Annotated in this window: 14 protein-coding genes and 3 pseudogenes; 11 read left to right on the top strand and 6 right to left on the bottom strand. The window is 50.4% G+C overall.

Annotated features, from left to right (window positions below):
* Nucleotides 1-15 precede the first annotated feature (15 nt).
* The 11 genes and pseudogenes from E7747_RS07125 (at nucleotide 16) to porN (ending at nucleotide 12,283) form a co-directional block, all read left to right on the top strand.
* The gene (locus E7747_RS07125; protein ID WP_370275801.1) at nucleotides 16-873 is read left to right on the top strand and encodes an RnfABCDGE type electron transport complex subunit B; all 858 of its coding nucleotides are present in this window, start codon (nucleotides 16-18) and stop codon (nucleotides 871-873) included.
* 11 nt (nucleotides 874-884) lie between these two features.
* Nucleotides 885-2,228 carry an electron transport complex subunit RsxC gene (gene rsxC / locus E7747_RS07120; protein ID WP_136415016.1) on the top strand — a complete coding sequence of 448 codons (1,344 nt, stop codon included), beginning with the start codon at nucleotides 885-887 and terminating at the stop codon, nucleotides 2,226-2,228.
* Nucleotides 2,229-2,480: 252 nt separating this feature from the next.
* A pseudogene (locus tag E7747_RS07115) lies at nucleotides 2,481-3,676 on the top strand (pyridoxal phosphate-dependent aminotransferase).
* A 104-nt stretch (nucleotides 3,677-3,780) separates the two neighbouring features.
* A pseudogene (gene tyrS / locus E7747_RS07110) lies at nucleotides 3,781-5,075 on the top strand (tyrosine--tRNA ligase).
* Between the two features lie 203 nt (nucleotides 5,076-5,278).
* Nucleotides 5,279-5,665, top strand: a complete 387-nt coding sequence (locus E7747_RS17265) for an outer membrane beta-barrel protein (RefSeq protein ID WP_136415014.1) — start codon at nucleotides 5,279-5,281, stop codon at nucleotides 5,663-5,665.
* A gap of 14 nt (nucleotides 5,666-5,679) precedes the next feature.
* Nucleotides 5,680-6,015 carry a type IX secretion/gliding motility protein PorT/SprT gene (porT, locus tag E7747_RS17260; RefSeq protein ID WP_168185271.1) on the top strand — a complete coding sequence of 112 codons (336 nt, stop codon included), beginning with the start codon at nucleotides 5,680-5,682 and terminating at the stop codon, nucleotides 6,013-6,015.
* Entirely contained in the window at nucleotides 6,012-7,040 is a 1,029-nt protein-coding gene (locus E7747_RS07095; protein ID WP_123613492.1) for a PorP/SprF family type IX secretion system membrane protein, read from the top strand. The genes porT and E7747_RS07095 overlap by 4 nt, the downstream gene beginning before the upstream one ends.
* Nucleotides 7,041-7,043: 3 nt before the next feature.
* Nucleotides 7,044-8,483 carry a T9SS ring complex lipoprotein PorK/GldK gene (gene porK / locus E7747_RS07090; protein WP_123613493.1) on the top strand — a complete coding sequence of 480 codons (1,440 nt, stop codon included), beginning with the start codon at nucleotides 7,044-7,046 and terminating at the stop codon, nucleotides 8,481-8,483.
* A 47-nt stretch (nucleotides 8,484-8,530) separates the two neighbouring features.
* On the top strand, nucleotides 8,531-9,481 hold the full coding sequence (gene porL, locus E7747_RS07085) for a type IX secretion system motor protein PorL/GldL (RefSeq protein ID WP_136415010.1): 951 nt from the start codon (nucleotides 8,531-8,533) through the stop codon (nucleotides 9,479-9,481).
* 63 nt (nucleotides 9,482-9,544) lie between these two features.
* Nucleotides 9,545-11,109 (top strand): annotated as a pseudogene (gene porM, locus E7747_RS07080) (type IX secretion system motor protein PorM/GldM).
* 40 nt (nucleotides 11,110-11,149) lie between these two features.
* Complete coding sequence (porN, locus tag E7747_RS07075) at nucleotides 11,150-12,283, top strand: type IX secretion system ring subunit PorN/GldN (protein WP_136415008.1); 1,134 nt, start codon at nucleotides 11,150-11,152, stop codon at nucleotides 12,281-12,283.
* A 166-nt stretch (nucleotides 12,284-12,449) separates the two neighbouring features.
* Here porN and E7747_RS07070 read toward each other — a convergent pair whose 3' ends face one another.
* The 6 genes from E7747_RS07070 to E7747_RS07045 form a co-directional block, all read right to left on the bottom strand.
* Complete coding sequence (locus E7747_RS07070) at nucleotides 12,450-12,824, bottom strand: outer membrane protein assembly factor BamD (protein WP_136415006.1); 375 nt, start codon at nucleotides 12,822-12,824, stop codon at nucleotides 12,450-12,452.
* Between the two features lie 106 nt (nucleotides 12,825-12,930).
* Nucleotides 12,931-16,365, bottom strand: coding sequence for a preprotein translocase subunit SecA (secA, locus tag E7747_RS07065; protein ID WP_136415004.1), 3,435 nt, complete (start codon nucleotides 16,363-16,365; stop codon nucleotides 12,931-12,933).
* 74 nt (nucleotides 16,366-16,439) lie between these two features.
* Nucleotides 16,440-17,207, bottom strand: coding sequence for an alkaline phosphatase family protein (locus E7747_RS07060; RefSeq protein WP_136415002.1), 768 nt, complete (start codon nucleotides 17,205-17,207; stop codon nucleotides 16,440-16,442).
* 26 nt (nucleotides 17,208-17,233) lie between these two features.
* Nucleotides 17,234-18,127 (bottom strand): alkaline phosphatase family protein, encoded by an 894-nt coding sequence (locus E7747_RS07055; RefSeq protein WP_168185270.1) that lies wholly within the window; start codon nucleotides 18,125-18,127, stop codon nucleotides 17,234-17,236.
* Nucleotides 18,127-19,137 (bottom strand): lipoprotein N-acyltransferase Lnb domain-containing protein, encoded by a 1,011-nt coding sequence (locus E7747_RS07050; RefSeq protein ID WP_168185269.1) that lies wholly within the window; start codon nucleotides 19,135-19,137, stop codon nucleotides 18,127-18,129. Before E7747_RS07050 ends, E7747_RS07055 begins: the two co-directional genes overlap by 1 nt.
* Complete coding sequence (locus E7747_RS07045; RefSeq protein WP_136414996.1) at nucleotides 19,134-19,313, bottom strand: hypothetical protein; 180 nt, start codon at nucleotides 19,311-19,313, stop codon at nucleotides 19,134-19,136. The genes E7747_RS07050 and E7747_RS07045 overlap by 4 nt, the downstream gene beginning before the upstream one ends.
* Nucleotides 19,314-19,357 lie beyond the last annotated feature (44 nt).

Genomic DNA, 19,357 nt, shown 5'->3' with positions numbered 1-19,357 from the left:
TTTTAATTTACTACCATGAATATTATAGTAACTTCAATCATTGTTCTCGGACTTATCGGAATCATCGGCGCAGCCGTGCTCTACGTTGTAGCCAAGCGTTTCCATGTCCAAGAAGATCCTCGAATTGACCAAGTAGAAGCACTCCTTCCCGGCGCGAACTGCGGCGGCTGCGGACGCAGCGGTTGCCGTGACTTCGCATCAGCATGTGTCTGCGCCGACACTCTCGACGGCCTTACATGCCCGGCATCAGGAAGCGCAGTCATGAAACAGATCGGTGAAATCGTCGGACTGGCAGCAGCCGAAACCAAACCGAAAATTGCAGTAATAAAGTGTAACGGCACATGCGACCTCCGTCCACGCCTCGCACGCTTCGAAGGCGCTCCTACTTGCGCTGTGTTGTCGTCGCTCGGGACAGGAGAATCTCCCTGTCCCAACGGATGTCTCGGATGTGGAGATTGTGTCAGTGCGTGCCCCTACGGAGCAATGAAGATGAATCTTGAGACCGGTCTGCCCGAAGTCATCGAAGACAAGTGTGTCGGTTGCGGAGCATGCGTCAAGGCATGTCCACGCTCAATCATCGAACTCCGCTACAAAGGACCGCGCGGCATGAGAGTCTACGTTGCCTGCTCCAACAAAGAAAAGGGAGCCGCCGCAATGAAGGCATGCAAAGCCGCATGTATCGGCTGTTCGAAATGCGCTAAAGAGTGTACGCACGAAGCTATCACGATTGCCAACAATCTCTCATATATCGACTACGAGAAGTGTAAGCTTTGCCGCAAATGTGTCGATGTATGTCCGACGCATGCCATCCATGCCGTAAACTTCCCTGTAAAGAAAGCTCCCGCCAAAGAGAAAGTTGAAGAAACAGCCTGAAATCAGAAGACATGAAACTCCATACCTTTAAAATAGGCGGTGTACATCCCGCCGAAAACAAGATTGCCGCAGGCAAGCCAATCGAAAACCTTCCTCTGCCGGAAGAAGTCGTGCTCCCAGTATCGCAGCACATCGGCGCACCCGCCACTCCCGTTGTCAAAAAAGGAGACAAGGTGAAGCGTGGCGACCGTGTAGCAGATGCCGGAGGGTTTGTATCAGCCCCTATCCACACTCCGATTTCGGGTACTGTTGTAAAAATCGATACAGCCCGCACCCCTCAGGGTATGCCCGTTCAGGCCATTTATATAAAAAGTGATGAAGCCGACCGCGCTGCTGACGCAGAAGCAATGGCCAACCGCGAAAAACCGGCCCGCACTGAAGAAGAAATTGCGGCTCTCGACGGCAAAGCGATTATCGACATCATAAAGAATGCCGGCATCGTCGGACTCGGTGGTGCGACATTTCCTGCCCACGTAAAACTCTCACCCCCTCCCGGCTCAAAAGCCGAGATTGTCATAATCAATGCGGCCGAGTGCGAACCATGTCTTTCATGCGACGACATGCTCATGCGTGAAAATCCGCGTGAAATTGTCAAGGGTGTCGAGCTTCTCATGCGTGCAGCCGGAGTCAACCGCAGTGTCATCGCAATTGAAAACAACAAGCCGGAAGCAATCGCTGCACTTTCGGAAGCAGCATCGTCAGTGGCAGGCATTGAAGTCATGCCGATGAAGGTCAAATATCCGCAAGGTGGCGAAAAGCAGCTCATCGAAGCTGTGATAGGAAAGGAAGTACCGTCAGGCGGACTACCGATTGCAACAGGAGCTATCGTGCAGAATGTAGCGACAGCCTACGCCGTCTACCGCGCCGTAGTCCTTGACGAACCACTCATGGACCGTGTGCTCACACTGCATGACGGTGAGACAGGGCGCAACCTGCGAGTGGCGCTCGGCACAATCCTTGCCACACTCGTTCCCGGAAAAGAACCCGAGAAAATAATACTTGGCGGTCCGATGATGGGACGTACAGCATCTACCCTCCAGACACCGATGATCAAGGGAACATCGGGCATACTCCTCGACAGCCGCTATGCACACCGCCGTCCGATGGAAAACTGTATCCGTTGCGGCAAGTGTACAGAGGCTTGTCCTATGGGACTCGAACCCTTCCTGATCAGCACTCTTTCGCGCCTTCAGGACTGGGATGAAGCAGAACAGCAGAAAATCGCCAACTGCATCGAATGTGGCTCATGCAGCTACATCTGTCCGGCATCGCGTCCGATCCTTGACTTCATCCGTATCGGAAAGGGCAAAGTTATGGCCGCTATGCGCGCCAGAGCTGCTACAGCAAAGGCTTAATCCAATTAGCATCATAATGGTTAAAAATATGCCGGATTTCACCATCCGGCATATTTTTTATCATAAATAATAACTATCTTTGCACACATGCAATACTTAAGGTTTTGGCTAAACGCTTTAATCATCAGTCGTGATTCCGGACAGCATCTGACAATGCAAAGAAATTTTTCCCGAAATCATGTCACTTGGTAGTTACAGCAAATTTCAAAGAGCCCGCTTAATCCGTAAAAATCAACCCAATAACATTATTATATGACCCACATTTCCGATCGCGTGCAGGCTTTGGCTCCATCAGCCACCCTCGCAATGTCACAGAAAAGCAATGAGCTAAAGGCTCAAGGTGTCGACGTAATCAACCTCTCCGTCGGAGAGCCGGATTTCGAAACTCCCCGCCACATCAAAGAGGCTGCAAAACGTGCCATCGACGAAAACTACACTTTCTACACTCCCGTCCCGGGCTACATGTCGCTCCGCAAGGCCGTGTCTGAAAAACTTGCAAAGGAGAACGGTGTAAATTATGCTCCCGAACAGATTGTGGTGTCAAACGGAGCGAAACAGGCTCTCTGCAACGTTATCCTCGCAAGCATCAACCCCGATGACGAGGTCATAATTCCTATGCCGGCATGGGTAAGCTATGTCGAAATGGTGAAGCTTGCTGGAGGAAAGACAGTAGAGATTCTTGCCGACATCAATCAGGACTTCAAAATCACCCCTGAGCAGCTTGAAGCGGCCATCACACCCGCGACACGCATGATTCTGCTTTGCTCTCCGTCAAATCCGACCGGCAGCATCTATTCACGCGAAGAGCTTCAGGGTCTTGTCGATGTCCTCGCAAAACACCCCGACATCATGGTGCTTGCCGATGAAATCTATGAACATATCAACTTCACAGGCTCTTTCACATCGCTCGCATCATTCCCCGAGATAGCCGACCGCACAATCATCATCAACGGCGTGTCAAAGGCGTATGCCATGACCGGATGGCGTATCGGATACTGCGCCGCACCCCTGTGGCTCGCTAAAGCCGTGACCAAGCTTCAGGGACAGTACACATCGAACGCATCATCCATCGCACAGAAAGCAGCCGAAGCTGCCTACAATGGCCCGCAAGACTGCATAGCAGAGATGAACAAAGCGTTCGAGCGCCGTCGTGACCTCGTCGTCGACCTCGCGTCAAAAATACCCGGACTCAAGGTAAACCGTCCGCAGGGCGCGTTCTATCTTTTCCCCGAGGTAAGTGCCTACATCGGCAAGAGCACCCCGAAGGAAAGAAGCTTGAAAGCTCGTCCGACATTGCCATGTATCTTCTCGAAAAGGGCCATGTAGCCACAGTCGACGGAGGAGCATTCGGCATGGAAGGATATATCCGTCTCAGCTATGCTACTTCTGATGACAACCTGCGCGAAGCAATGCGCCGCATCGCCGAGACCCTCGCCACACTGAAATAAGGTCACAACACATCATATTAAATCATAACAAGCCTGAAACCCTCCGCATAGTGCAGGAGCGGTTTCAGGCTTATCAAACAAAAAAATAATCTTCTATTAGCATAATGGATTTCATTGAAGAACTCACTTGGCGTGGCATGATCCACACTGTCATGCCCGGAACAGACGAACAGCTAAAAAAAGGCATGACCACTGCCTACCTCGGCATTGACCCGACCGCCGACAGTCTCCACATCGGCCACCTCTGCGGTGTGATGATGCTCCGCCACTTCCAGCGTTGCGGCCATAAGCCCTCGCACTCGTAGGAGGAGCCACAGGTATGATCGGCGACCCCTCAGGCAAGAGCGCCGAGCGCAACCTTCTCGACGAAGCCACACTCCGTCACAATCAGGAAGCAATTAAAAAGCAGTTATCCAAGTTCCTCGACTTCGAAAGCGATGCTCCTAACAAAGCCGAAATGGTCAACAACTATGACTGGACCAAGGATGTCACCTTCCTTGATTTCGCCCGTGAAATCGGCAAGCATATTACCGTAAACTATATGATGGCCAAGGACTCCGTGCAGAAGCGTCTTAACGGAGAAGCACGCGACGGCCTCAGCTTTACAGAATTTACCTATCAGCTCCTGCAGGGTTTCGATTTCTATACCCTTTACAAAGACAAGAACTGTAAACTCCAGCTCGGTGGCAGCGACCAGTGGGGCAACATCACCACCGGCACAGAACTCATCCGCCGTAAGCTTGGAGGAGAAGCTTACGCGCTCACATGCCCGCTCATCACAAAAGCAGACGGCGGCAAATTCGGCAAGACCGAAAGCGGAAACGTATGGCTCGATCCCCGCTACACCTCTCCCTATAAGTTCTATCAGTTCTGGCTGAATGTCAGCGACGCAGATGCCGAGAAATATCTGAAAATTTTCACAGCCCTCACCAAAGAGGAAATCGATGCTCTCATCGAAGAACATGCCAAAGATCCCGGACAGCGCCCAATGCAGAAACGTCTCGCAAAAGAGGTCACTGTCATGGTTCATAGCGAGGAAGATTACAATGCCGCTGTCGAAGCCAGCTCGATTCTGTTCAGCAACAAGGCCGAAGAAGCACTCCGAAATCTTGATGAAAAGACACTTCTTGACGTATTCGACGGTGTCCCGACATTCAACATCGTCAAAGCCGATATCGAAACCGGAGTTCCTGTCATTGAGCTTCTCGCCACCAAGACTGCGGTATTCCCATCCAAAGGCGAAGCCCGCAAGATGATCCAGCAGGGAGGCGTCAGCATCAACAAACAGAAAGTGACCGACCCGAATGCTGTCATAACCGCCGAATCACTTCTTAACGACAAATACATCCTCGTCCAGCGCGGCAAGAAAAACTACTTCCTGCTCCGCGTAGCAGAATAAGAAATTTCATGCACACGCCGTTCCTAAGAGACGGCAGTAATTGAATTAACAAACAAGATTGACGGATTTCCGGATCATTCGCCTGCAAGCGATGCCGGAATCCGTCAATTCTGTTTCTCAGCATTTTTATGAAGCAATAATTGCTAATCCATCTCTACCGGCTACATACAATATTCCAACCTACCGATTCGTTATAAAAAGTGATGAATCATCGCTTTCTCACATCACTTCGACTGCTCTCCGCTCTCATGGCTCTGATTATCGGGAGTCATGGAGATTTGTCGTGTCAAAATCTAAACGACAAGCTGATGAACCGCCCTTATGCCGACCTTCGTCGCTGGCATCTCGGATTCTCGGTCGGCATCCACACTCAGGACTTCACTTTTACCCACAATGGCTTCACAAGTGAAAATGGAGAGCAATGGTTTGTAGAGCAACCGGCATTCCAACCGGGATTCTGTGTCAACGGGCTTATCGATTACCGTCTTGGTACATATTTCAACCTGCGTTTCACACCGGGAATGTATTTCGGAAACCGTGACATCACAATGCGCGAATACAACTCCGGGCTGAACACCGCCAAAACCTGAAATCGGCGCTAATCGTGCTGCCCTTCGACCTCAAATTCTCGGGGCTGCGTTATCGCAACTCCCGGCCATATATAACCGCCGGCGTGATGCCTACATTCAATGTGACTAAGCAAAACAACGACTATCTTCGCACTAAAACATCTGATTTCTTCCTTACATGCGGATTCGGATGCGACTTTTATCTGCCTTATTTCAAATTCAATCCGGAGATAAAGTTCTGTTTCGGTCTTGGCGACAATCTCCTCCATGACCGTCCCGACATCGCTGAAGAACCCGAAAAACTCATCATAACACAGTCACTGAAAAAGGCCGTTTCACGAATGGTCGTATTAACTTTCTATTTCGAATGATATTCCGACAGCACATATCTCTATACACAACCTTGCTTACAGGTCTGTTCATGTTCATTGTGTCGCCGGAACTAAAGGCTCAGGGCGACGCTTTACTAACTCAATACTGGGCGTTGCCGACATATTACAACCCCGGAGCAGTAGGCGATACGGACTATCTTCGCATCCGTGGAGGAGCACGCCTGCAGTGGGTGGGAATTGACAATGCCCCGCAAAGTTTCATCGCCGCAGCCGACATGCCGTTCAAACTTGGCAACAAACGCCTCGGGACAGGTCTCGTCATCCAGCAGGAATCCTACGGTCTGTTCAGCAATTTCACGCTTGACGCTCAGATTGGCTATAAGCTCAAGATTCTTAAAGGGGAGCTGACGGTAGCCTTGCAGTTAGGCCTTTTCAACGAAAAATTCAAAGGTTCGGAAGTCTATATCCCCGATGACAATGACTATCATGATCCGGCCGACGATGCTATCCCGCAACGCGATGTCGCCGGCAACGCCTTTGATCTCGGCATAGGTGCATTTTATGTCCATAAAAAGTTCTGGGCCGGCATCTCGCTACAACATGCCAACAACCCTACAGTCAGTTTCACAAGCGATACCGAAAGCGGCTCGCGTGCAGGAGACGACGGCACGACCGGTGAATTGTCAAAAAAATATGAGTTCACAGCCTCACGCACAGCTTATTTAATGGCCGGAAGCAATATTCCTGTAAAAAACACGTTATTTGAAGTGATACCGTCAGTCATAGTCAGAAGCGATTTCACCGATACCGATTTCGAGCTTACAGGACGAGTCCGCTACAACAAACTTTTCACCGCAGGTCTCGGCTACCGTTACAACGATGCACTCTCCGTCATGCTCGGAGCTGAAATCAAAGGTTTTTTCATCGGCTATAGCTACGACTATCATCTTTCCGACATATCAAAAGCCTCATCAGGGAGCCACGAGCTTGTTGCAGGCTATAACCTTAAACTCGATTTTTCAGAGAAAAACCGCCACAAACACAAGAGCATACGCATAATGTAACTTATGAAAAAAATACTCCACATACTTTTCGCTCTGATTCTTCTCTCCGCTGTCGTCTCATGCGCTACAGGTCCACGTAGCTCTATGGGAGGCGAAGTTACAGGAGTGGGAGGAACTTCATGGACAGAACCCACACCCTACGGTATGGTTCTCGTGTCGAGAGGATCTGTGAAGATGGGTCCCTCTAAAGCCGATTCGCTATGGAATCTCGAAGCTGACCCGCGAGGCGTGTCGGTCGACGCTTTCTGGATGGACGAAACGGAAATCACAAATTCAAAGTACAAACAGTTTGTCTTCTGGGTACGTGATTCCATCATCCGTGAACGCCTTGCCGATCCGGCCTACGGAGGCAACGAAGAGTTCAAGATTGAAGAAGACCGTGAAGGAAATCCCGTGACACCACATCTCAACTGGGCAAAAGCAATTCCTTGGCGCAATGCCAACGAGGACGAGCAGCGTGCGATTGAGAGTCTCTACCGCACCAATCCCATCACAGGTGTGCGCGAGCTTGACCCGGAACAGCTCAACTATCGTTACGAAGTCTATAACCATACTGAGGCCGCAAAACGCAAACATCGTCTTAACCCGGCCCGTCGCGAATACAATACCGACAAACCCGTACCCACAGCTACTCCGCTTATCTCAAAAGATACCGCCTACATCAACGATGAAGGCGAAATCATCCGAGAGACCATAACCCGCGGACTTACCGGCGATTTTGATTTTGTCAATACCTACATTGTCAATGTCTATCCCGACACTACAGCATGGATCAATGACTTCGACAACGCCTACAACGAACCCTATGTACGTCTCTATTTCTCTCATGGAGGCTACAATGAATATCCCGTGGTCGGAGTAAGCTGGGAGCAGGCCACTGCCTTTGCAAACTGGCGCACAGACTTCCTCCGCCGTTCTCTCGGTCGCGAAGGTGTCTATGTCGAACCATACCGTCTCCCGACAGAGGCTGAGTGGGAGTATGCTGCCCGAGCCGGCAAAAGCGAGAACATGTATCCTTGGGACGGCGACCTGCCGTTGACTGAAGACCAAGGGTGTTTCTATGCCAATTTCAAGCCACAGGAAGGTAATTTCGTTCAGGACGGACAGCTGATAACATCACGTGTCGGGACATATTCTCCAAACGACTTCGGATTGTATGACATGGCCGGAAATGTCAGCGAATGGACTTCAACCGCTTTCACCGAAAGTGTCGGCAAACTGACAAGCGATCTCAACCCAGAGTACCGTTACAATGCCGCACAGGAAGACCCTTACCGCATGAAGCGCAAAATCGTGCGCGGAGGCTCTTGGAAAGATGTCGCCCACAATATCCGTTCCGACATCCGCATGTGGGAATACCAGAACGAGCAGCGTTCCTATATCGGATTCCGTTGCGTACGCTCTCAAATCGGTTTTGCCAAAGGCACTAAAGCAAGAAAATAACAGAACATTCCTCAAAATCCCCTCAATAGCAACCTATCTTACAAGCCATGACCAAAGATAATTTCAGAAACAAGATAGAGACCATCATGACATGGGAAGGAGGCCAGCGTCTCTTTAATTTCGCATACAGTATCGGTGCGGCCATCGTCATTCTGGGTGCTCTTTTCAAAATCCTCCATCTTTCAGGAGGCAATACACTCCTTTGCATCGGTATGGGTACGGAAGTACTCATGTTTATCCTGACTGCATTCGACAGACCTCCTAAAGAATATCATTGGGAAAATGTATTTCCCGAACTCGACGGACATGAAACCGAACGTGAAACCATAGTCGGAGGACGTACCAACACCATAAGCACACCCTCAGCCGGCAATCAGGCCACAGTCTCAGGCTCAGTCAACGGATCTGTCGGAATCCCCTCATCAGTGAATCTTTCCGAAGAAGATCGTCTTTCACTATCTGAAAGCATACACCGCATGTCGGCCGCAGCCGAGCAACTTTCAAAAATGGCGGAACTCACCACCGCGACACAGGAATATCTCTCTCAGATGTCTGCTATTTCCGCTCAGATGGAACAGCTCAGACAGACAACAGAAGCTCTCAATTCCGTGTCTGCCGTTCTCCTTGAAAGCTACCGCGCTGTGACAGAAAACTCGGCATCTATCACTGAGAATTCCCGTGGCTACATCGAACGCATGGGCGACCTCAACCGCAATCTCGGAGGACTCAACACCATCTACGAAATTCAGCTCAAGAGCGTGTCGACCCAGCTCGACTCAATCGACCGCGTGAATCGTGGCATCAAAGACATCCGCGACATGTATGAGAAGAGCGCTTCACAGAGCGCACGCTACTGCGAGGAGACTGAAAAGATGGCCCGCTATATGCAGCAGCTCAACAACGTCTATGAAAAGATGCTCCATGCGATGACCGTCAATATGTACAGACCCATGATGAGCGACATTCCCGGTGCGCAATCATCAGGCTCAGTCAACTGACCTCCACTCTCCGTTTTTCCATATTAACCACACCCCAGTCCGTATCAATCATCCTTAGCTTAAATGGCAGAATCAGTAGTAAGGCTTTCCCCGCGACAGAAGATGATAAACCTTATGTATATCGTCCTCACAGCCATGCTTGCACTCAACGTATCAAGCGATGTGCTCGACGGTTTCGTACAGGTTGAGGACGGTCTTGCACGCACCAACGCTACTGTCGGCCGTCGTAATGACGCGGTGTATTCTCAGCTTGAGACGTTCACCGCACAGAATCCGGAGAAAGGCGCGCCGTGGCTTGCAAAAGCATCCGATGTCCGCAAGCGTTCCGCAGCCTTGTATTCGCTCGTTGATTCACTCAAACTCGCAATCGTCGTCGAGGCAGACGGACCGGAAGGTAATCCGGCGGAAATAAATCGTCGCGATGACCTTGAGGCGGCAGCCGTGGTCATGCTTTCTCCCGGTGCAAAAGGTGGCCAGATACTTCACAATGAAATGGACTCCTACCGCGGTTTCATACAGACTTTCATCGCTGACTCCATTAAGCGCACAGCCATCAGCGAGGCTCTTTCCACCGCTCCGTTCAAACGTCCCGGCACTGTCACACCCCAGAAGTGGGAGGAGGCTAAATTTGAAAACCAGCCTGTGGTCGCAGCCGTCACACTCCTGACCAAACTGCAAAACGACATTCGATATGCCGAAGGTGAAGCGTTGGCCAGTCTGCTCGCATCGGTTGATGCCGGCGATGTCAGGGTAAACGAAATCAATGCGTTTGTGATTCCGCAGTCGCGCATTGTGATGCGCGGTGGAAAATACAGTGCCAACATAGTTCTCGCAGCCGTCGACACGACAGCCCGTCCCGAAATCTTCGTAGCCGGCAAGAAACTTGGCAATGACCGGGACTTTATGAATTTGTCACCTCATCTACCGGCACATTCGATTACAACGGATATCTTGAAGTCAATCACGGCGACGGGACATCCACCCGCCATCCCTTCTCGTCAAGTTATACTGTCATTGAACCTACCGCCACAGTCTCAGCCACGATGATGAACGTGCTTTACGCAGGCATTGACAACCCGATGAGCATCTCTGTGCCCGGTGTCCCGATGAATGCTGTCAGCGCGACCATGACCAACGGCTCCCTGACACGCAAGGGCGACGCATGGGTGGCACGTCCGGCTAAGGTCGGAGAGAATGCAACCCTCACCGTCTCTGCGACAATCGACGGCCGTCCGCAGACTGTAGCCACGTCAACATTCAGAGTGCGAAAACTGCCCGATCCCGTGGCCTTTATAACCTATTCGGGAAGCAATGGCGCAAAAGAACGCTACAAGGGCGGTCGTCCGCTCTCGAAAACACTGCTTACGAGCGCACCGGGTATTGATGCGGCCATCGATGACGACATGCTCAACATCGATTTTCAGGTTCTCGGATTTGAGACGGTATTTTTCGATCAGATGGGCAACGCCATCCCGGAAGTATCACAGGGGGCGTCCTTCTCTCAACGCCAGAAAGACCAGTTCAAACGTCTTTCGCGAGGAAAACGCTTCTATATATCACGCATACGTGCGAAAGGCCCTGACGGCATCGAGCGTGTTCTCAGCCCGGTCGAAGTTATTGTTAATTAAGATTTCCCTCCACCACGCATAACCCCTACAGCAAATACTGATGAAGAAATATCTTCTTACAGCCATAGCAATTTTTATCTCGGCTTCTGTTTTCGCACAGGAATCGAGTTCGAGCAGTGTTGTCCGCCGTCGCACGGCCGACGACCGCAACACGGCCAAAACAAATACCGGCGTGACACAACGCATGCAGCAGCATTTTGACTCTTCGCCTGTCAGTGATTCGGAACTGCAGTGGATGCGCGTGATATATCGGCAGATTGATCTGATGAAAGATGAAAATGCGGCTCTCTATTATCCCGATGAGCCTGTCGACGGTCAGGAGAACCTTTTCAGAATCATCCTCGGCCGTATGGCAAACAATGAGCTTACAGGCTATGAATACCTCGACGGTCGCGAAATGTTTACCGATAACTATAAAGTGAACATGCGTGATGTCCTTGACCGCTTCCACATAATCTATAGTGATGCAAAAGGATCTACCGAACGCAATCCGAAATTCATAATCGAGGAAGCAGACGTTCCTTCGTCAGAAGTCCTCTCCTACTATGTGATTGAACGTTGGGAATTCGACAAACGCAACAACCGCATGCGGACACGCATAGAGGCCGTATGTCCTGTCCTTCACCGTGCGGGAGATTTCGGAGGTGAAGCTGTGAAATATCCAATGTTCTGGGTGAAATATGATGACCTCAGACCCTATCTGACCACCCACAACATTTTCACCAATGATGACAATAATCTTGCCACCTGTACCTACGATGACTACTTCCAGCTCAATCTGTATAAAGGCGACATCTATAAGACACGAAACTTGAAGAACCGGTCACTGATGCAGCTCCATCCGGATCCTGACGAACTCGCACACGCTCAGGACAGCATCCAGAAGCGCCTTGACAGTTTCGAGGACAAACTGTGGGTTCCTTCACTTGAAGAGCTTGCAGCACGTCGTGAGGCAGCCGAAAAAGCCGAACTCGCTGCTGCCGGAGAGACACCCGCGACTAAAGAAGTCAGCGAATCATCCTCCACAAAAACGACAATACGCTCAGCCCGCTCAAAACGAGGAACAACCAAATCATCCTCGCCCAAAACCAAACCGGCAAAAGTGAAAAAAGCCAAAGCGCCAAAGGCATCCTCGTCAAGTGCGGTACGCTCTGTCCGCAATCGCCGGAGATAACCTCTCTATCCTTCTTACGCCTTTCTCATTTACCTTCTATAAAATTTTTCCCGCCGGGAAAACCGTCATATCCAAACAAAGACCTTTCTCACAGCTTGCTAATTAAAAGGTCAGATGACGTTTTCCCGGCGGGATTTCTATATCCTGTCGCAAACAAAGTCAGGAATTATTCTTCCGGCAATTCCCTGAGAGGTATACCCATTCGTATCACTCCATTGACAAATTCAATAAATTTGAATTCCATTTCCGCGACTCTGATATTTGTCGCGATTTCAGGTGTCACCTGCAACAGTTTTGAATGGCAACGCTCTGCCAATTGCCATTCCGGGGTCTTGAAGTAAGTCTCAAGGCCTGCTTTGTCCCCTTCCTTATACAACGCCTGTGCCTTCTCAAACTCCTTGTTGAAACAATCCATAAGTTTAAGAGCTTCCTGCTGCGTTATTTCATCGGGATTTTCACGCAATATACCCTCCACCCGTTTTGTACAAGAAACTGAAGCCAGCGATGCTACAATAAGCAATAAAGCAAGTATTTTTTTCATTCCGGTATAATTTTATTAAGGATTGACTATTATAAATTCTGTAAACATAAGGAGCGCAAAATCAAAACTCTGCGCTCCTTAACTGTATTCATTTTATTGTTTCTCTTTACAGACCCTTGCCATGACAGTTCTTATATTTCTTTCCTGAACCGCAGGGGCAGGGATCATTGCGGTTTATACGCGGGCCGGATTTGACCGGTTGTGTCACCTGCTGCTGACTCGCACCCTGAGCTGCCGCACGCTGCGCATTCTCACCCGGAAGATTCTCACGCGAAGTCTGATACTTCGAATAATCGTTTGGACGCTCAGGCATCGCGCGTTCCACCTTTGGCTGAGGTTTCGGTGCTTCCTGCTGCTGAGGCTCAGGCTGCTTAACGGGATTATTAGCTGCCTCTGCATTTTCTTCGGCCGTTTCTACGGTTTCAGGTTCAGTAGCCGGCTGCTGGGGACGAGACGGCTGGGGAGGAGCCTGCTGTACGTAGATCTGACCGCGCATGAGAGTCGACATGGTCTTTACATTCAGATTGTTGAGCATCGCCTCAAAGAGATGGAACGACTCAACCTTGTAAATCACAAGCGGGTCTTTCTGTTCGTATGACGCATTCTGCACGCTCTGACGCAACTGGTCGAGTTCACGGAGATGTTCCTTCCAGAGTTCGTCGATAGTCACGAGCAGGACGGCTTTATGCCATTCCTTGACTATAGACTTGCAACCGGTTCTGTAAGCCTCGTCGATATCGACAACGAGATTGAAGAAGCGCTTGCCATCAGTCATCGGGACAGCGATACGCCCCTTGAATCCACGGTTTTCAACACAGTCGACAATCACCGGCTGAGCAACCTCAAGGATGCGCTGGCTCTTGCGGTCAAATGCCTCCTGAGCTGCTGTATGGATCTTTTCGACAGCATCCTCTTTCGACATGTTGCGGTATTCTTCCTCTGTGAAAGGAGCTTCAATCGTGAGCACTCGGAAAAGTTCAAGAGCAAGATCCTGATAATCGGCCGGGCCGTAGTTATTAACGAAATTCTCGATGACATCCCAAATCATATTCGCGATGTCGATACCGATGCGTTCGCCAAGAAGAGCATGGTGACGGCGGTTATAGATATATGTACGCTGCTTGTTCATAACGTCGTCATATTCAAGCAGACGTTTACGTATACCGAAGTTGTTTTCCTCGACACGCTTCTGGGCATTTCCGATTGCGTTGGTGACCATCGAGCTTTCTATGCGCTCTCCTTCTTCAAGACCGAGGGTGTCGAGCATCTTCATTACGCGGTCAGTAGCGAAGAGACGCATGAGCTGGTCCTCGAAAGAGACATAGAACACGGAAGATCCCGGGTCGCCCTGACGGCCGGAACGTCCGCGGAGCTGACGGTCGACACGACGCGATTCATGACGCTCTGTACCGATGATGGCAAGACCGCCGGCCTCCTTGACTTCAGGAGTAAGCTTGATGTCCGTACCACGGCCGGCCATGTTTGTCGCGATTGTCACCATACCCTTGCGTCCTGCATGAGCCACGATTTCCGCTTCTTTCTGATGGAGCTTGGCATTAAGGACATTGTGTGGAATGTGACGCATGGTAAGCATACGGCTGAGAAGCTCCGAGATTTCAACAGATGTCGTACCGACGAGCACGGGACGTCCCTTCGAAACGAGATCCTGAATCTCATCAATCACCGCTGCATATTTTTCTTTCTTGGTCTTGTAGACACGGTCGTTCATGTCTATGCGGGCAATCGGACGGTTGGTCGGGATTGTCACCACATCAAGCCTATATATATCCCAGAATTCTCCGGCTTCTGTCTCTGCCGTACCGGTCATACCGGCAAGCTTGTGATACATACGGAAATAATTCTGAAGAGTAATCGTAGCGAATGTCTGTGTCGCAGCTTCAACCTTAACATGTTCCTTGGCTTCGATAGCCTGATGGAGACCGTCGCTGTAACGGCGACCTTCCATTATACGGCCTGTCTGCTCATCGACAATCTTGATTTTGCCTTCGTCAATCACATATTCGACATCCTTTTCAAAAAGGGTGTAAGCCTTGAGAAGCTGAGTGACAGTGTGGACACGTTCAGCCTTCACTGCATAATCCTGCATAAGCTCATCCTTGCGCTGCTGACGCTCGGCAAGATTTTCGATATGTTCCGTTTCCGAAAGCTGAGATGCGATGTCAGGAAGCACGAAGAACTGCGGATCGCCGGTCTTGCCGGTAAGCTCGTCAATACCCTTGTCGGTAAGCTCGACGCTACGGTTTTTCTCATCAATAACGAAATACAGCGGATCGGTCACCTTTGGCATCTCACGCTTGTTGTCCTGAAGGTAATATGCTTCTGTTTCAAGCATGAGATTCTTCATTCCCTCCTGAGAGAGGAACTTGATGAGCGCGCCGTTCTTTGGCAGACCTTTGAACGCACGGTAGAGCAGCAATGCCCCTTCCTTCTTTGTCTCCTTATCGTCTGAAGCGATTTTGGTCTTGGCCTCGGCAAGAATCTTGGTGACAAGCTTGCGCTGGGCTTCAACAACCTTCTCAACATTCGGACGGTATTCGTCAAACAGCTGGTCGTCACCCTTGGGAACCGGACCTGAGATGATGAGCGGTGTACGGGCATCGTCGATAAGCACTGAGTCGACCTCATCGACAATCGCATAGTAATGCTTGCGCTGCACCATATCGGCAGGCGACATCGCCATGTTGTCACGAAGATAGTCGAAACCGAATTCGTTGTTCGTACCGAAAGTGATGTCGCAGTTGTAGGCCGCACGACGGGCAGCAGTGTTGGGCTGGTGCTTGTCAATGCAATCGACAGTCGAACCGTGGAACATGTACAGCGGTCCCATCCACTCGGAATCACGCTTCGAGAGGTAGTCGTTGACTGTCACAACATGCACACCGCGTCCTGAAAGCGAGCGGAGGAATACCGGCAGCGTAGCCACGAGGGTCTTACCCTCGCCGGTAGCCATCTCGGCAATCTTACCCTGATGAAGCACGATACCGCCGATGAGCTGCACACGATAGTGAATCATGTCCCACTTCATCTCATTGCCACCGGCAAGCCAATGATTTTTCCAGATGGCATTGTCTCCGTCAATGCTCACAAAATCACGGCCCTGTGCCGCAAGCTCACGGTCAAGCTGTGTAGCTTTTACCACGATAGTCTCATTGGCTGCAAAACGGGCTGCGGTTTCACGAACGACAGCAAACACTTCGGGAAGATGCTCATTAAGTTTATCCTCGATAGTGTCAAGCATGGTCTTCTCATTGCGGTCGATCTTGTCCCAGACCGGCTGACGCTGGTCGAAAGGAAGCTCTTCGACTTCAATGCGAAGGCGTTCGTTTTCTTCTTTTTCAGCGGAAATTGCCTGACTGATGTCCGCACGCACATTGTCGATGCGCTCGCGGAGCTGATCTATAGTGAGTTGCTTGACCTCAGGCTCAAGAGCCTCGATTTTCTTCACGATGGGTTCGATTTCCTTTAGGTCTCGGGTCGACTTGTTTCCGAAAATCTTTGTGAGGAATGATTGAAATGACATAATTTTATTTGGTAATCTTTGTAACTTGTTTATAACTGGATTTTAATAATACGCGCAACATCATGACTCTGATGTTACTTGCTCTTTTGGAAGCGCAACGGAGGGAGGGAAGCCGCGTTGGGCGACCGTATTCTTAAAATCCTTGTGACCGTCGGAGCTATCACACGCGCATCGACCGGCGACTCAATCTTAGCCGGGGCTACGGTCGGCGCAAGTATATAGACCGGCGAGGTCGTAGCTACATTTCTGATGACCGGGAGCTGCGTTTCAGCTACGCTCTCGGATGACGAATCAGCGATTTCCCATCCGGGATTGACCACTATCATCACATCTCCGGCATGGTCGATCGACGTATTGCGCTGGAGGGCATGTGCGTCTTCCCCGGCACGTCGTTCGAGAATGTCGTCGATTGTATATGCAGCGGTCACGCCGCTCATTCGTGTAAGGAATTCCGCACTTTCACGGCGTATCGTGCGCTCGTCAAGTCCATTTTCCTTAATCTGTTTTCTATTTAAAAAGAAATAACCGTCGTAGTATCCGCTCACATACTCTCCATTACCGTGAATGGCAATCAGATAGATGTTGAGCAGCGACATAGCCCGTTTCGGTGAGAACTGTCCGGCCGGAATATTCCAGCGTTCGTCCTCGCGCTTGCTTCCCGAAGGACCGGGAGTGCCTGCGATGAAAATGACTGAATTTGCCATTCCCGGACCTTTTTCAATCGCTTGGACGATGTTTGCTATATCCGAGTCAAGACGGATATAGGCATCCATCGTCTCAACGCGTGTATCAGTGTCTCGTCCATAAGGATAAGGGCTGACATTAAATCCGAGATTGAGCATATCGGTTACCCCGCGCCCTCCAAGGTTCAACGAGGAAATATAGTCGACACCAATCTCCGCAACCTCATGATTTCGGGAGCGGAAGCCTTGAAAGCCCTGAACCTGTTCGGATTTTTGGCCGGGAAATTATGGCGGAACGGAAATTGCTTCTTATAATCGGGAAGATCAGGATAGAGTTCAAGAGGTAGCGACGGAGTCCAAGATATGGTGTCGAGACGCGACGAAAGCGTTATGCCATAGTTACGTTTTGCAATCGCAGCCGGGACATCTCGATAATAGGTCGATGTGCTCCATTTGCCGTTGAATTCATTGAGCCAGAAACCACTGTTTCCGGCATGTCCGGCAAGAATGATGGCAATCTGAGCATCGGGAGCGACCGAATGCACCAGACCGATACCTCCGTCAGCTATACGCACCTCATCGCTGATTGTCGATACGCGCAATGATGACGGCGAGAAAGTCTCGTCGGTAAAATTGCCTATTTTTGCCTGATCAAGCAATATCGGATAGTCCGATTTCGTCTCTGTGTCCCAAGCTCTTGCCGCCGGAACTCCGTTGACACTCGGGGCTGCGCCAGTCATCAGCATGGCCGTAGCGGCGGTGGCATCGAGATCCGTTCCGTAATTGACATCTTCAATCGTCACACCGTCAGTGATGAAACGGTTGAAGCCGTTTTTGGTGAAGTTGTCGCGAAGGAGGTTTACATAGTCCGCATCAAGCCCTTCGACAAATATTCCGACCACCAAAGCCGGACGAGTAAGTGTGTAGTTGTTGCCTTCAGCTCCCTTCTTTGCATTCGGAGCTGCAACAGGACGCGAGGCGAACACCGGCGTAAACGCGCCGATGCCGATTGACACAAGCGAGACTACAAGCACACTTGCCAAACGGGTACTTATCGGATGATTTTTACGTGATGACATCAGGCGTTTCTGTTGGCTATTATACATGACAATGCCCGCACTCCATCAGCCACGATAAGCGGGATGAATGCAGCATTGGGTGATTGCACTCCACAGCAAAACAGGACAAGGAGGGTAATCAATGATGCAAAGTTAAGAATTTGATAGGAAAACAACAACTTTTCCATTCTTTTTACCCAGACGGCTATAACCGGGATGAAGCACAGGGGATTGAGCCAAAGCAACAGCCAGTTGGGCGACGTTGCCTCATGGACGGAAATGACCACAAGGAAGATGATCACACACCCGGTCAGTCCCATTACGAGATAGAACAGTGTGTCGAATATTTTAGCGGCAACTCCCGGAGATTTTCTGCGAATCTGCGCTGCCGACACGCCAACCGAAACGACCAATACAAGATTGCACCAGAACATCGGAGTAAGAAACCAAGGAGTAGGCGACAGCACAGGCGACGCACCTTCCGCACCCACAAGCACTGCTGTATTGTCCACGAGTTTCACTCCGTCAGGGCGCATGGCGAGTGAAAGCATGTCTTCAAGCGCTTCAGGGGCAAACGACATTTCACGCATCGAAATCCGGCGGTCAATCCCGCTTCCGAGAGCAAGGTCGATGCCGAACTGATACCACGGATAGTTGACGTGATAATGTCTCATCGCATTGCGGAAAGTAGACACATCTTCTGCCGGAAGAGAAGCGACTCCGAGCGACAGTGTGTCACCAATCGCCTGCTCTATCACTGCAAGAGGGCGTGTCGCACAATTATCGAGCACGTAGTTATAGCGATAGACCCGATTGGCGGGCAACAGATTCCTGTCTGTAAGCTCTATGACGCGCATCTTCTCTGCCGGTGTCAGATTCAATGTCTGCTCCACGACCGCACGGCCTTCACGGCGATACATTTCAAGAAATCTATCGGTCGAAGCCGCTCCGGCCATATAGTCTGTCTCTCCTTTGACAAAACGATACACGAAGTTCGGCGCTTCAAAATCAAAGAGTCCCCAGTTTATCACGTAGTCCCCCTGTCGGGCGACTGAATTCTCAATGCCGTGTGCCCTTCGAGCTGATATATATCAGCTCCGGCACGTGCAGTCAGCAGTGACACCCGGATATCATCAGCACCGCCATTTGCCATAGCAACCGAGCCGGACAAAAGCAGTATGAGACTTATGATGATACGAACTGTCATGATTATAAAAGAATCGTTTTTGTGATGAATATATGAAAATTACA

Source organism: Duncaniella dubosii (genome assembly GCF_004803915.1).
GTDB classification, from domain to species: Bacteria; Bacteroidota; Bacteroidia; order Bacteroidales; family Muribaculaceae; genus Duncaniella; species Duncaniella dubosii.
The sequence above is the reverse complement of the archived record's forward strand: the minus strand, read 5'-3'. Positions and strand labels throughout refer to the sequence as shown.

What these genes read in the sequence shown, in the direction of transcription:
- E7747_RS17265 (WP_136415014.1), top strand. Translation starts at nt 5,279, where the DNA reads ATGAATCATCGCTTTCTCACATCACTTCGACTGCTCTCCGCTCTCATG.
- E7747_RS07045 (WP_136414996.1), bottom strand. Translation starts at nt 19,313, where the DNA reads ATGACAGTTCGTATCATCATAAGTCTCATACTGCTTTTGTCCGGCTCG.
- porL (WP_136415010.1), top strand. Translation starts at nt 8,531, where the DNA reads ATGACCAAAGATAATTTCAGAAACAAGATAGAGACCATCATGACATGG.
- porN (WP_136415008.1), top strand. Translation starts at nt 11,150, where the DNA reads ATGAAGAAATATCTTCTTACAGCCATAGCAATTTTTATCTCGGCTTCT.
- E7747_RS07070 (WP_136415006.1), bottom strand. Translation starts at nt 12,824, where the DNA reads ATGAAAAAAATACTTGCTTTATTGCTTATTGTAGCATCGCTGGCTTCA.
- E7747_RS07095 (WP_123613492.1), top strand. Translation starts at nt 6,012, where the DNA reads ATGATATTCCGACAGCACATATCTCTATACACAACCTTGCTTACAGGT.
- rsxC (WP_136415016.1), top strand. Translation starts at nt 885, where the DNA reads ATGAAACTCCATACCTTTAAAATAGGCGGTGTACATCCCGCCGAAAAC.
- E7747_RS07125 (WP_370275801.1), top strand. Translation starts at nt 16, where the DNA reads ATGAATATTATAGTAACTTCAATCATTGTTCTCGGACTTATCGGAATC.
- E7747_RS07055 (WP_168185270.1), bottom strand. Translation starts at nt 18,127, where the DNA reads ATGTCATCACGTAAAAATCATCCGATAAGTACCCGTTTGGCAAGTGTG.
- porK (WP_123613493.1), top strand. Translation starts at nt 7,044, where the DNA reads ATGAAAAAAATACTCCACATACTTTTCGCTCTGATTCTTCTCTCCGCT.
- E7747_RS07060 (WP_136415002.1), bottom strand. Translation starts at nt 17,207, where the DNA reads ATGCTCAATCTCGGATTTAATGTCAGCCCTTATCCTTATGGACGAGAC.
- secA (WP_136415004.1), bottom strand. Translation starts at nt 16,365, where the DNA reads ATGTCATTTCAATCATTCCTCACAAAGATTTTCGGAAACAAGTCGACC.